This is a genomic window from Paraburkholderia suaedae, assembly GCF_040812055.1.
Classification (GTDB): Bacteria; Pseudomonadota; Gammaproteobacteria; order Burkholderiales; family Burkholderiaceae; genus Paraburkholderia.
Genome location: NZ_JBFOAH010000008.1, coordinates 60,312 through 74,261 on the forward strand (window position 1 = coordinate 60,312; position 13,950 = coordinate 74,261).

A 13,950-nucleotide genomic window follows, 5' to 3' on the forward strand; every position below is an offset into this window, starting at 1 on the left:
CGGGCATATCCACCGGCGCCCCACAGCTGGCGCAGGGCTCGATAGGCCCGAGTCCCGGGCGGCGAATCGGGACGCCTTCTCTCGCCATCACCAGTGCACACCGGGCGGTGGCACAGACCTGGCGGCAGTAGCATTCGAGACCTTCGCTTCCCGAGATTTCGACCTCAGGGTCGCCGTCGTGGTAATAACGCGTTCCCCATTCCCTCGATATAGAGAAAAAAGCGCGCCGGGGAATCGTCGCGTGCAAGTGAAGCACTCGTATTCATCGTCGCACTGGTCCATGGTTCCTCCACCTGAATTTGCTTGCAAAAAAGACCGGTTCGGACAGCGATGTCTGTCGTCCGCTTCAACCAACGAATCCCCTCTCTGCTACTCGCGTTGCGCTAACAATCTGCATGGGTGACGACTACGCTCAGTCAAACCCTGCAAGAATCCCCAGCGTCGCACTTTCGCGCAGCAACTACTGCGCGTGGATTTCATGCAACCACGATTCAATCTGCGCACGCGCATCAGGCGAGCGGATACCGCTCCCGGGTGAGAGATGATCGAAATGCTTTGCGTACCAATCGGCACGCCCTATGCCCGGTCGTCGAGCACAAGCCATGTCAGCACGCCATGAAGCCAGACGTCGTTTCGCCGGGGTCACGCGCATCGCCGGTGCTGAAGGCGATAGCGCGTCTTCACGGAAAACTCCGATGCGCCACGGTTTCGTTATCGATGGGCTACTCTGTCTCGGCGTAATTCTTATGTTGCGCCCCGCGGAGTGTGGGGCAGAACCGCCTCGCATAAAGTCACGAACCCGTCAGTGGAGCGGGGCGGCGCCGCGCGGATAAACGTCGCCGCGGCAGTCCTGCCCGGTTGGACATGAATGAGTCTTCGGTATCACCGAGAAGATGTTCATTCGTGTCACGCTCTCAACTACGCTGGCGGTTGCCAGAAGATTGACCTCGACCACCTGGTGCTGCGTGCCATTCTCCGTTCTGGACAGGACATGGCGCTCGGGCGCACGGTTGTCCAGAAAGCGCACAACAGCTTCCATGAAACCCGAGCGGTCCGGGATGTCAAGTTCGGAACGGTACTTTGCGAAACTGCGGAGGTCGCCGATTGGAAGCAGTTCCCGGTAGAGATCTAACCCCACTACGACCTCTACCAGGGCGCATCGAGACTCGGCCCACGAATCCAGCAGTGTCCAGAGTTCCGGGTCTCCATAGTCAGCAAACACGAAGAGCCAGCAATTCGCCACGTGAAACTGGATGGTCAGCAGCGGGCCCAGCGGCGTTTCGTGCCCGCCCAGCGTCAAGGAAGCGGAGTCTCCCCTGCACCCTAGCCACTCGTGTGAGTCCGTATGGATTCGCAAGGTCGGCATGCCAGCGAGTCGCTTTATAAAAGAACTGTCTTCTTCGACCGGAACGAAGGCTCTGATATCGGCACCGCGTAACACAAAGGTATCCTTACTATGTGACGTTGTGCTGGAGGGAATTTCAGTTTGGTCAGGGATGTTCATGGTTCGTAGGGTTTAAAGGTCTGATACGGGGTGTTGTATAAAAAACGGTATAAAAATCAGTGGGTTGGGGATCTGTTGAGTTGGATGTTAACGCGGGTGACGAGGCCTTGCAACGGGAATTTTTTATACGGTCCGACTCAAAAGGTGCCGCCCGGTTGCACAGAGGCCAGCGGTCCGCGCAGTGAGTGCGCCGGCCGGAAGCTTCGGTTGACAGCGGGCATCGTGGTTCGATGGGTCGGTGCAGAAGCGAGCCATGCCTGACTTGCAGAAGTGCACAACCTGGCACCCTCAATCGGGGTATTGGGGCGACCGGATGCCCGGTGTGCGTGGTTCGGGAACAGGCGATTGGCGATGTGACGTGATGAGGGCTGTTGATCTTTCAACCGGAACGAACATCACCGCAGCTACCTTGACAATTCAGGCCAGGGCAAGTATCGCCGCCGCTGTAGATTGTTGTGTTTGTCAAGATGTCGCGAGGCATAAACAAAGCCGTGGAAAACGGTGCTACTGGCGTGAGGGGATCGGTGCGCAGGCGGCTCCCGACACGGCAATACCGGGGCCATGCCGGTTCGCATGGGCAGTGCACTCGCGGACGACGGCCATCCGTCTGCAGGCTGCCCTTTACTATACAATTTGCCTATACAAGACACTTCCCCTCTGTTCACAGACACTGCCGATATCTCTATGCCCCGACGAAATCGAGATGCCGAGTACGTTGCGGTGTTGCGGGGATACTGGCGTATTCACAAGGCACTGCCGCCCTTTGGCCGTCTCGGATCGCTCTTCAGCATGTCAATCGGAAAAATCGAGTTGGCAGACTGCCAGCCAGCGTGACACCATCAAATCTGCCAGCCGTCGGGCATCACTGAAACCCACTGTCCCCTTCAAATCCGCTTCGAGACGTCGCCCCGGTTCTGCTTTTATCTCGTCGACCAATCCGTTCCGTTCCCCGGTCCATGCGAACTGAACCTCCTGCATTTCCTCGGCATAGTGTCCAACCACTCTGATGATTTGCGGGAACGCTTCGGGCGAGTTGCGCTCGATGGTCGCGAGATGTGCGTCGCATTTCAGAAACTTTGATTCGGTAAGCGCATTGAATCTGAGCAACTCGGACTCAAACGAGGGCGAACCGGACTTATCTCGGAGTCTTGCTCTGTTCTTTCGATCAATGAGCTTTTCGAATTCTTCGGGAGCATGTGGAAGCACATCCTCCGCGGTAATGGCTGGGCCCAGTTGCAACGGGTGCCCTTCGGAGCGACGGCATTGTTCGAATTCCGTGGCATAGTAGCCGCCGTCCTGGATTAAGACCGTGAAGTCCTCGTGCAGAATGGAGAGTCCCCATTTTCGCGCCTCGTTCTCCTTCTTTCTGGCGTGCGCGTGAAGCTGGTTGTGGTCGAAAACAGGGGTGACGAGCAGCCATTTCTGAATCCTCGTGGACCCAATCCGCCCAGCAATCTCTTCCTTATAAGTTCGTAGCTTGGGCACATCCTGTGTGATTTTGTCGCGAATTGCCTCACGCAACTCCTCCTGCGTCTAGCTCTTTTCCGGGCAATAGCACTGAAAGGCCAATCCGTCAGTGGTCCAGCCTTCAATGCCGTAGTCACCAGGGGAAGCGGGCATCCGCTGGTAAAGCGCACCGAACTTCAACTTGAACGCCATCTGGCATAAGTGTTCACAGCTTGTGCCGTTGAACGTACCAAAATCTGTCTGAATCAACTGATGCCCCCAAATGGCTTCCAAGCGGTGATTGGAGGCAGCGCTCGCTTTCGTCCCGGGGGCCTCCTGAGAACAAATTGATGTTCCGGACCCGCAGTTGTCCCAAAGCTCTCGTTATCGATTGTTCAGGCGCATTTTAAGCGCATGGTGACCCCAAATGAAGGTCTTCACGAATTGCGGTCAGATTGTAGGTATTTCTGTTCGGGGCTTGGACGGGCGTTTCTCGCACACCACAGGTGCGCCGGCTTTGATATTAGGGTTGCTTCTCCACGATGCTGCTCGCTCAGGACGGTGAGGTTTTTCGGGATTGGAGAAGGCGAGGTGTCGCGGACATATTCGACTCACCTGCAAGGGATGGCTGAAGAGACAGCTGCGTCGCTTACAGAAAATGGCTCGGGATGAACGCTGACGTGGCGCCAGAGATGTCGACCGGCAAACGGGTAGACGAGGGTGATGCAGCGTTCGCGTTCACTGCTACGCAATGTCCTCACGTGGTCTGCTGGCAACGCGGTGACGTCGATACGAAGTACAGCGGCGATGCTCTCGAAGGTCTTAAGGGGGCCAGGGGGAGGCGTTAACCGCAATGAGGGACATGTGTCTCTCTCAAATCTAAACGCGACGGTAGCGCGGAGTATGAGTCTCGCGCGCTAGACGTTTGATGAAAACAAAGTCATCTCTTCTAGCCGCTGCCGACCAATTGCTCCGCATTCTGATTTCAGACGTCGAGAGGGACGTTGAGGTCGTCGCACGTGAACCCAACCTTGCGCCAGCTATGGTCGGGCGCTGCATGCGGGCGTTGGACCGGCTGCGAGCCGCGCAGCAAATTGTGCGAACGGTTGGGGCGGACGATGGTGGCCAGCAGGGAAGGGCAGTGGCGGGTGTGCGCGAGGCGACGGAATCACTCGCAAGAGAACGGCCGGACGACTATTCGGCTCATGCGGTTGAATGAATTGTATTAGCCGGTACTCGACCAGTCAGACAATGTCATCGGAGATGCCGTCCACTCCCAACTATGGAAATGATTTTCCTGTGCGAGTCGAACCTCAAGCCTGCGCCTCCGGCGCACCGCTTCGCGGCTTCGGGCTTGACCTTTTCCTCGCACTGAAAAGGTAGCTAGCAAGTCGGGAATGAAGAAGCAAACTGACACTGTCTGTCGAGTCAAGTGCTGCTGTCTACAAATGAATGCTGCTGGGGAGCCTAGAGAGTGGCGGGAGGGAGACAAGGAAGCTCCGTTTGAGCTCGAACTCGGCGCAAGCCCTTGCGCCGGTTTCCAGGAGCGTAGCGACATCGACCTATAACATGCGCGCGATGTCCGCACCCGCAAGAAAGCTTCGTCAGTGCGCCGTTGATTGCGCTCAAGTCTCTTCGATAAAGTTTACGTCGAGCAGGGCAGAGACTTTTTCATCTAATGCGTTTGCGACTCGTTCGACCATCTCGATTTTGAGGTCCGGACTGGTGCGCTCAATTAGTGAGGCGTATCCAACTGGAAGCTCAGCGGCTTGTTCCAGTTGCCGCATATTCATCGCGCGCTGCGAGCGGGCACACGCGATGTTGCGTGCGACGGTTGCCTGCAGGGGAGGCCCGGGGGTGTACTTGTCGTCTAGGGAAGGTCGCACCTCAAACAGTTGTCTTGGTGCCACGTCCAGGCTCGTCGCGAGTCTGTCGACTGTGCTCAACTTAGCGTTCCCTTGCTTCCGCTCCATAAGGAAGAGGGTATTCCTGCTGATGCCCGCAGCGTCGGCTAGCTCTTGGGCAGAGATGTTCCCCTGCGTCCGTAAGTAGCTAACCGCATGGGACAGCCGAACCAGCGCCGGGCTTCGCCTCGTCATTTTCTCTTCGTTTTTTAGGTAAGCGCAGTGTAGGGCGGCAGCTTTTTAAGGCAACGGGCAGGGCCAACTGCCCGGAGAGAAATTTTGCGCGCAAGGTTTCTCAGAGCGAGAACTTACTCTGACGAGGTCACATTTACCGTACAAGGGTGAATTTTAGACCAGTGAAGTTTGACATCAAACTCAAACTTCACCGACGTCAGCACGATGCGGCTCGCCTCGCTCGATCAAACCAGCCCGGTCGCGTAGTACACGGCGATCACGAAGAACACCGCCAACGTCTTGATCACCGTCACCGCGAAGATGTCGCGATACGATTGGCGGTGCGTCAAGCCGGTGACCGCCAGCAAGGTGATCACCGCACCGTTGTGCGGAAGCGTGTCCATGCCGCCGCTTGCCATCGCCACCACCCGATGCAGCACTTCCAGCGGAATGTGCGCCGCGTCCGCACCCTTGATGAACAGGTCGGACATAGCGGCGAGCGCAATGCTCATGCCGCCCGACGCCGAGCCCGTGATACCCGCCAGCGTGCTGACCGAAACCGCTGCATTGACGAGCGGATTGGGAATGCTCTTCAACGCGTCGCTCACCACCAGGAAGCCGGGCAACGCCGCGATCACGCCGCCAAAGCCGTATTCCGACGCGGTGTTCAACGAAGCCAGCAGCGCGCCCGCCACTGCGGCCTTCGTGCCGACCGCGAAGCGCGCGCTGACGCGGCTGAACGCGGTCAGCATCACCATCACGATGCCTAGCAGCAGCGCCCCTTGCACGGCCCAGATCGCGACCACGCTCTTGACGGTGGTTTCGACCGGCGCGTGCAGGCCCGGCAGGATGTCCGGCGTGATCGTGAAGGTCGGGCCGTACCAAACCGGAATCCAGCGCGTCAGCAGGAAGTTGGCGACCCCCACCACGACCAGCGGCGCGACGGCCAGCAACGGATGCGGCAGTTGCGTCGATTCCACGCGTTCCGGTTCATTGACGAGGTCCGTGCCGTAGCCTTCGCCGGTCGCCATCGCGGCGCGGCGGCGCCATTCCAGGTACGACAGACCCACCACGATGATGAACAGCGAGCCGATCACGCCGAGCGTCGGCGCGGCCCAGGAGGTGGTCTTGAAGAACGTGGTCGGAATGATGTTCTGGATCTGCGGCGTGCCGGGCAGCGAATCCATCGTGAACGAGAACGCGCCCAGCGCGAGGGCGCCGGGCATCAGGCGCTTCGGAATATTGCTCTGGCGGTACAGTTCGGCGGCGAACGGATAGACCGCAAACACCACCACGAAGAGCGACACGCCACCGTAGGTGAGCAGTGCGCACACGGCGACGATCACCGCATTCGCGCGCGAGCGGCCGATATAGCGTATTGCCGCCGCGACGATCGACTCGGAGAAACCGGATAGTTCGATCACTTTGCCGAACACGGCGCCCAGCAGGAACACCGGGAAGTACAGCTTCACGAAGCCGACCATCTTATCCATGAAGATGCCCGTAAAGACGGGGGCGACGGCGGCCGGTTCGGTGAGCAGGACGGCCGCGAGCGCAGCGATTGGCGCCAGCAGAATGACGCTGTAGCCGCGGTAGGCGACAAACATCAGGAACGCCAGGGCGGCGAGGACGATGACAAAGGACATTAAGTCTCCAAAGCTTGGTTGTTCTACATGTGACGCCGTGCTACTCGTGCGACGGCATGGCGCCGCGAGAAAGCAGGTTCCGTGCCATGCCCGCCGCCACGGTTGATACAGCGAGCGGATGACCGAGGCGGGAAGCGCGAACCGGCGGATTGTACCCAAACGTCTCAAAGTTCGGACACAAACGCGCGCACGACGGGTTCTACCACGTGGTAAATGTTGCGAGCAGGGGATTTCCGGCGTTCTCAGAAATGAGATAAGCTTGTCTCGCAGAAGAGACACGCCCGCAAGAACGATAGCCGGAGACAGTGACGACATGATGAACGATTGCGCGGGCCTGCCTGCCACTTACGGCGACGTACTGCGCCGGGCGAGGGACTCGCTTTTTCGCACCTTTGAAAATTTCAGCGAAGGCACGTTCATCGTCGACGCCGATGCGCGCGTCGTCTGGATCAACAAGCGTTACGCGGCGCGCTTCGGCTTTGCCGATCCACAGCAGGCGATTGGCCGTGACTGCGAAGCGGTGATTCCAAATAGCCTGATGCGCGAGGTTGTCACCAGCGGTAAGCCTATCCTGCTCGACATCATGGAAACGGACCGCGAACCGCTCGTGGTCACCCGTTTGCCACTCAAGGACGATGCGGGCGTGACGCTCGGCGCGGTTGGCTTCGCGCTGTTCGACGAACTGAAGGCGCTCACTCCGCTCTTTTCTCACTATTCGCGCGTGCAGGAAGAACTGATCGCGACGCGCAAGTCGCTCGCGCAGGCGCGCCGCGCGCGCTATACGTTCGGCAGCTTTGTCGGCACCAGCGCGGCCTGTCTCGAAGTGAAGCGGCACGCGCGCCGTGCGGCGCAGCTCGAATCGCCGGTGTTGCTGCTCGGCGAAACCGGCACTGGCAAAGAGCTGCTCGCGCATGCGATTCACGGCGGCTCGGCCCGCGCGAATCAGCCGCTCGTCACCGTCAACGTCGCGGCGATCCCCGATACCTTGCTCGAAGTGGAATTCTTCGGGGCCGCGCCCGGCGCCTATACCGGCGCGGACCGCAAAGGCCGCGTCGGCAAATTCGAACTGGCGAACGGCGGTACTCTCTTTCTCGATGAAATCGGCGATATGCCGCTGGCCTTGCAAGGCAAGCTGCTGCGCGTGTTGCAGGAGAAGGAGTTTGAACCGCTCGGCTCGAACCGGATCGTGCGCGCCGACGTGCGGATCATTGCCGCGACTTCTGCCGATCTGCCCGCGCTCGTGTCCGCGGGACGCTTTCGCGCCGACCTGTTCTACCGGCTGAACGTGCTGACGATCCACGCGCCGCCGTTGCGCGAGCGGCCGTCGGACATCGAAGCACTGGCCTACGCGATCCTCGAGGATCTGTCGACGCACGCGCGCGCGGGCAGCCATTTCGAGTTGGCGGACGACGCACTGCGGCTGCTCTGCGCGTATGCGTGGCCAGGCAACGTGCGCGAATTGCGCAATACGCTGGAGCGGGCCGTGCTGCTCTCCGACCGCGAACGGATCGACGCGCGGACGCTGGCGCCGTTTATCGGCTCAGCCCAGCCGGGCGGGCAGAGTCGTCTTCACGCGACGAAGGTGGCCGCGCTCACGCCAACGCTGTCGCCAGGATCACGCGCGAGCGCGGCAACGCCCGAACCGGCGTCATGGACAGAAGCAATGGCCGCGTTCGAAAAGCGCTTCCTGAGCGACGCGCTGCGCGCCAACGGCGGCCGCGTGATCGACACCGCCCGCCAGATCGGCATGAGCCGCGCGACGCTCTACAAGAAGATCGCGGCGTACGGCATTGAGGTATGAGGTGCTCCGGCGAGCTGGAGTGACGCAGTGCGATGTCCCCATGGCACAATCTCTGGATCGAACAAGAAGATGTGATCGGGGCTTTGCAATGAAACACAGTCTTTCGTCATCGGCTCGCCGGGCCAGCGCTTCGCTTGCGCTCGGCGCGGTTTCCGTACTCGGCGCTTGCAGCAGCAGCGCGCCGCTATTCCTGCCCGATGGCCGCGCAACCACACTGGTTCAATGCCCGGCCGGCTCCGACTCCTGCTCGCAGCAGGCCAGTGCAAGTTGCGGCGGCGCATTCGACGTCGTGCGACAGTCGAGCGAGAGCGGCACGCTCAGCCTGATATACGCGTGCCGCGCGAAATAAGACAAAGCGGATAGAGCGCCGGCGCAATGCGGGCGCCATGGTCCGCGGCACATTTCAGTTCGCCTCGCTAAGTGGTGGAAAGACGGTGGTACGCGCGCCTTGGCGCATCAATTGCCACGCCGACAAGTTACGGCTCCGAAATAGTCCGTATTCATCGCGCACACTGCGCCAGCCGTTACTATGCGTATTGAGTTTTTAAATTCAATCTTTCAGCGGCAGGCTGGTAATATATTTTCGCGACAGCAGCACCAAGCCGCGGCTTAACGATCCTCCGCTTCTGCTCGTCCGCACGAGTCGGTGCGGAAGCCAACGGAACGTTGAGTTCGCAGGCAGTATTGTCGTTCTCGCGCGCCAGTTTCACGAATAATGCATATTTTCCTGATTTACTTGACGGGGAAAAGACTCAAGAAATTTTTTCCGGTTGTGATTTGCGGTGCCGCGCCCATCGCGGCACGTTCAACGCTTGCGATTTACGGTCCAAACTAATTCCAAGATTCCGGGGATAGCAATGAATCATCAGCAACTCGAAAAAGACATTGAACATCTGGAACGTGTTTTTTCCCATCTTTCCCTCGAAGACGGCATTCCGCTGTCATATTGGCGCAGCCGTATCGACGTCGTTTCCGACGCTGTCCGGGTACCGGCGCAAGCCAGCCGCATCAAGCGGCTCAATGCCGCGTTGTCCGCGCTGGAAATGCGGCAGAAAGCCTGAACGCCGCCCGCCGGCCAGTCGCGCATCGCAACCGCGTAGCGCCTGACGGCTCGCTGCGTCGGTTTGCCACCGCGCCCGGACGGTTTCCATCGGCCGAACTTGCATTGACCAGGACACTCATGCACCCAGCAGGACTTTCCGCGCCGCGGTTGGCGGCGCTAAGCCGCGCCATGCAGGGCTATGTGGAACGCGGCGAAGTCGCGGGCGTCGTGTCGATGGTGTGGCGGCGCGGCGAAATCGGCTATTTCGAGGCGCTCGGTTCGCGCGACGAAGCCGCGCAAACGCCGATGGAGCGTGACACGCTGTTTCGCATCGCGTCGATGACCAAGCCGGTGACGAGCGCCGCGATCCTGATGCTAATCGAAGAGGACCGGCTCGCGTTCGACACGCCGATCTCCGTCTGGCTGCCCGAACTTGCCGCACTGCGCGTGCTGCGCGACCCCACCGGTCCGCTCGACGACACCGAGCCGGCCAAATCATCGCCCACCGTGCTCGATCTGCTCACGCATCGCGCCGGTTTCGCTTATCACTTCACCGCAACCGGGCCGCTGGCCGAAGCCTACGCGGCCGCTTTCAACGGCTTCGAAGCGCACGGCGATAGCGGCGTGTGGCTCGCGCGCATTGCGGGCTTGCCGCTGATGTTTCAGCCCGGCTCCCGCTGGCACTACGGCATCGCGACGGATGTACTCGGCGTGCTGATAGAACGCGTGAGCGGCATGCCGCTGGGCGATTTTTTCCGCAGGCGTCTATTCGAGCCGCTCGGCATGCGCGATACCGCCTTCTGGGTGCCCGACGCGCAACTTCAGCGCCTGGCGACCGCATATGGCGTCGAGCCCGGTACGCAACGGCGCGTGGTCGAGGATCATCCGTCGGCGAGCCGCTGGGCCAACCCGACGCGTTTTCAGAGCGGCGGCGGCGGGCTCGTTTCCACCGCGTGGGACTATCTGCAGTTCGCGCAACTGCTGCTCGGACGCGGGCGCGTCGGCCAGACGCGTTTGCTGTCGCATCGCTCGGTCGACCTGATGCGCTCTAATTTTCTGACGCGCGACCAGCGGCGCGTGCCGGCCTTCGGGCACGTGTTGTGGTTGGGTCAGGGCTTCGGACTGGGCTTATCCGTGGTCGACGATCCCGCGCAGCAACTCGCGCTCGGCTACCGCTCGCTGGGCTCATTCGGCTGGCCGGGCGCATATGGCACCAGCTGGTTTGCCGATCCGGTCGAAGACATGATCGGTCTCATGATGATCCAGCGGCGCAGCATCGAACCTTTCCCGATGTCGATCGACTTTGAGCGCCGCGTGTACGATTCCATTGACGATTGAGAGTGTCCTGATCGCCGCGGCCGGAGCCGCGCGCGCCTGGCGTGATGCGATCGCGGGTCTCGCTATCCGGCACTTTATTCATCTGATAGTGTCCGCTCTGCAATGTCAATCGATGGGAGCACCGCCATGGCCTCGTACAAACAGTTGACCGCGCAGCTGAAAAAATTGCACCAGGAAGTCGCAGCGGCCCGGGAGAAAGAAATGGCGCAAGCCATTGCCGACATCAAGCAGAAGATCGCCGAATACGACGTGACAGCCGAGGAGCTCGGTTTCACGAGCGTACGCAAGCCGGCGCGCAAGTCGGCCTCGACGTCGGTCCCTCGATATCGAAACCCTAAAACCGGCGAAACCTGGAGCGGTCGCGGACGCTCGCCCGGCTGGATCGCGGGCAAGAATCGCGAGCGCTTTCTGATCGAAGTGTGACGAGCATTGGCGGCGGACGCTTTCGCACCGCGTGCGCTGTGGGTCCGCGGCAGAACTGCCAAAGTGATGTCGCGCGCGATTCCTACCGCACCGCTGCGCGAGTCCCGAAAACGCTCACCTTTCGCAGAACCGGCAGGTCGGAGCGGGACTTTTTCTGTCGACGCGCGCACGCTCCACCCATTCTCGGTGAGCGCGGTCTTGCCGACCGACGCACCTTCTCATGCGATCGGTGCGCTGCATCGGGCGGCACACGAAAGATCCAGAGCTAGTCCCGTCAAGCTTGACTAGCAGGCGTTTCAGGGACTAAGCAAAGTCGCCGCAACAGCATCCGAATCCCGTTTGCGCTCCTGCCAGCGTTCAAAGTACAGCCGCAACTCGCGCCACAGGTGCGTGAGCGGCCTTCGAAGCTTTCACCTTCCGGGTTCGGCGCGGCGTCATCCGCGTAGCGTCCCGAAAACCCTCACCTTTGCGTTTTTCCGACGCGCGCCGGTCTTTGCTCGCGCAGACAGCGGAGCCGGGTTTGCGTGGATACACGGCAGCACCGGCGCCCGACCGCCCACACCGAATCGGGCCAGCGAGGCGTAAGTCGTTCGAAGCCGCCCACTGGGCGCGGCGCTCCGCGACCGGCCCTTTCCCCCGACGCCGCCCCGGGCGTGTATCATTCGTTCCCTGCGCTGTTCTGCGCTGGCGATTCCCGCCTTGTCGAACGTTTGTTCCCGACCTGTTTCCGACGCGGCGAAATGGCCAGTCGCGCTGGGTTCCGGCCCGACTCCAGCAGCTCACGCCGCCGCGCAAGGCGCGGCACACCGGCCGCCACCGGCCGCCGGGAACCGCCCGAACCCCTATCTGTGACCGCCAGACCCGATGTCAGTCTCTGAACTCAAACGCCGCCGCACGTTCGCGGTCATTTCCCACCCGGACGCGGGTAAGACCACGCTCACCGAAAAGCTGCTGCTGTTCTCGGGCGCGATTCAGATCGCGGGCACCGTGAAGGGCCGCAAGAGCAATCGCTATGCGACGTCCGACTGGATGGAGATCGAAAAGCAGCGCGGCATTTCCGTGGCCAGCTCGGTGATGCAGTTCGAGTACGGCGACGCCGTCATCAACCTGCTCGACACGCCGGGTCACGAAGACTTCTCCGAAGACACCTATCGCGTGCTGACCGCGGTCGACGCCGCCGTGATGGTAATCGACGGCGCGAACGGCGTCGAAGCGCAAACGCTGAAGCTGCTCGAGGTGTGCCGCAGTCGCAAGACGCCGATCGTCACCTTCATCAACAAGCTCGACCGCGAAGTTCGCGAGCCGCTCGAACTGCTCGACGAAATCGAGCAGCATCTGGGCGTCGCCGCCGTGCCGTTCACCTGGCCGATCGGCATGGGCAAGGAATTCCAGGGCGTCTACGACATCCAGCGCGATCAGGTGCGCGTGTTTCGCGCCGGCCAGGATACGGCGGGCGGCGCGGTGGAAACGCTGCAGGCGTTGGGCAACGAGGAAGGCGAGCGCCGTTTCGGCCATAGCTGGGTGCGTGCGAAAGACGAGATCGACCTGATCACCGGCGCGACGCCCGACTTCGACCGCGAGCAGTTTCTTGCCGGCCAGCAGTCGCCGGTGCTGTTCGGCTCGGCGATCAACAACTTCGGCGTGAAGGAAATTCTCGACGCGCTGGTCGACCTGGCGCCGCCGCCGTCCATGCGCATGACGGTGCAGCGTCCTGTCATGCCCGACGAGCCGAAGTTCACCGGCGTCGTGTTCAAGGTGCAGGCAAACATGGATCTCGCGCACCGCGACCGCGTGGCGTTCATCCGCGTGTGCTCGGGGCGTTTCGAGCGCGGCATGGCCGTGAAGGTCACGCGCTCGAGCAAGACCTTCCGCGCCAACAATGTGGTGACGTTCCTGTCGCAGCGTCGTGAGACCGTGAGTGAGGCGTATCCGGGCGACATCATCGGTATTCCGAATCACGGCACGCTGAGTCTCGGCGATACGCTGACCGAAGGCGAGCCGCTGCAATTCGTCGGCCTGCCGTTCTTCGCGCCGGAAATTTTCCAGACCGTCGAAGTGGTCGATCCCATGCGCGCGAAGCAGCTCGGCGAAGCGCTGAAGCAACTCGGCGAAGAGGGCGCGATTCAGGTGTTCCGTCCGGAAGGCGGCGGTCTGACGATTCTCGGCGCGGTCGGCCAACTGCAGTTCGAAGTGGTGTCGCACCGTTTATCGACCGAGTACAAGGTGGACGTGCGGATGGCGCCGGCGCGTTACCGGATGTCGCGCTGGGTCACTTGCGACGACGCGGCCGAATTGCGCCGCTTCACCGATTCGTACGCGGCGCGCATCGCGCTCGACGCATCCGATGCGCCGACTTATCTGGCGTCGCACGTGTCCGAGATCGAAGTCGCGCAGAAGGCGTGGCCGAAGATCGTGTTCAACGAATTGCGCGAGCATTCGGGCGCTCCGTTCAAGAGGGCGATGTGATTTGCTGCGGTTAAGGGTGCAATTGCAGACCCAGTTTTAGCGAATGAAGTAGAAAAGACAGAGCCGCGTTGATGACGCGGCTTTTTTTTCGCCCGCGATCCCGCGACCGTTCACGCATGCATCGAGCCGCGATCTGCTGACGCATACCCTGGTCGCGCCTCGCACGCGCCGCACGAACGCCCGACTTCGCCTATGCTGACTGAGAC

Annotated in this window: 10 protein-coding genes; 6 read left to right on the top strand and 4 right to left on the bottom strand. The window is 61.1% G+C overall.

What is annotated here, in order from left to right; genetic code table 11:
* Window positions 1-802: 802 nt before the first annotated feature.
* From ABQJ48_RS13705 to ABQJ48_RS13720, 4 genes are all read right to left on the bottom strand, one after another.
* On the bottom strand, window positions 803-1,300 hold the full coding sequence (locus ABQJ48_RS13705) for a hypothetical protein (RefSeq protein ID WP_367838546.1): 498 nt from the start codon (window positions 1,298-1,300) through the stop codon (window positions 803-805).
* 996 nt (window positions 1,301-2,296) lie between these two features.
* A complete protein-coding gene (locus ABQJ48_RS13710; protein WP_367838547.1) occupies window positions 2,297-3,025 on the bottom strand; it encodes a hypothetical protein in 729 nt (242 codons plus the stop codon).
* Between the two features lie 1,550 nt (window positions 3,026-4,575).
* Entirely contained in the window at window positions 4,576-5,049 is a 474-nt protein-coding gene (locus ABQJ48_RS13715) for a helix-turn-helix domain-containing protein (protein WP_367838548.1), read from the bottom strand.
* 224 nt (window positions 5,050-5,273) lie between these two features.
* On the bottom strand, window positions 5,274-6,674 hold the full coding sequence (locus ABQJ48_RS13720) for a GntP family permease (protein ID WP_367838549.1): 1,401 nt from the start codon (window positions 6,672-6,674) through the stop codon (window positions 5,274-5,276).
* 313 nt (window positions 6,675-6,987) lie between these two features.
* Between ABQJ48_RS13720 and ABQJ48_RS13725 the strand changes: the two genes are divergently transcribed.
* The 6 genes from ABQJ48_RS13725 to ABQJ48_RS13750 all read left to right on the top strand — a co-directional run bounded on the left by ABQJ48_RS13725 (window position 6,988) and on the right by ABQJ48_RS13750 (window position 13,744).
* Window positions 6,988-8,475, top strand: a complete 1,488-nt coding sequence (locus tag ABQJ48_RS13725) for a sigma-54 interaction domain-containing protein (RefSeq protein ID WP_367838550.1) — start codon at window positions 6,988-6,990, stop codon at window positions 8,473-8,475.
* An 88-nt stretch (window positions 8,476-8,563) separates the two neighbouring features.
* Window positions 8,564-8,824 carry a hypothetical protein gene (locus tag ABQJ48_RS13730; protein WP_367838551.1) on the top strand — a complete coding sequence of 87 codons (261 nt, stop codon included), beginning with the start codon at window positions 8,564-8,566 and terminating at the stop codon, window positions 8,822-8,824.
* Between the two features lie 508 nt (window positions 8,825-9,332).
* A complete protein-coding gene (locus ABQJ48_RS13735) occupies window positions 9,333-9,536 on the top strand; it encodes a hypothetical protein (RefSeq protein ID WP_367838552.1) in 204 nt (67 codons plus the stop codon).
* Window positions 9,537-9,655: 119 nt separating this feature from the next.
* Entirely contained in the window at window positions 9,656-10,855 is a 1,200-nt protein-coding gene (locus tag ABQJ48_RS13740) for a serine hydrolase domain-containing protein (RefSeq protein WP_367838553.1), read from the top strand.
* 126 nt (window positions 10,856-10,981) lie between these two features.
* Entirely contained in the window at window positions 10,982-11,278 is a 297-nt protein-coding gene (locus ABQJ48_RS13745; RefSeq protein WP_367838554.1) for an H-NS histone family protein, read from the top strand.
* An 864-nt stretch (window positions 11,279-12,142) separates the two neighbouring features.
* Window positions 12,143-13,744, top strand: a complete 1,602-nt coding sequence (locus tag ABQJ48_RS13750; protein ID WP_367838555.1) for a peptide chain release factor 3 — start codon at window positions 12,143-12,145, stop codon at window positions 13,742-13,744.
* The last annotated feature ends 206 nt before the right edge of the window (window positions 13,745-13,950 follow it).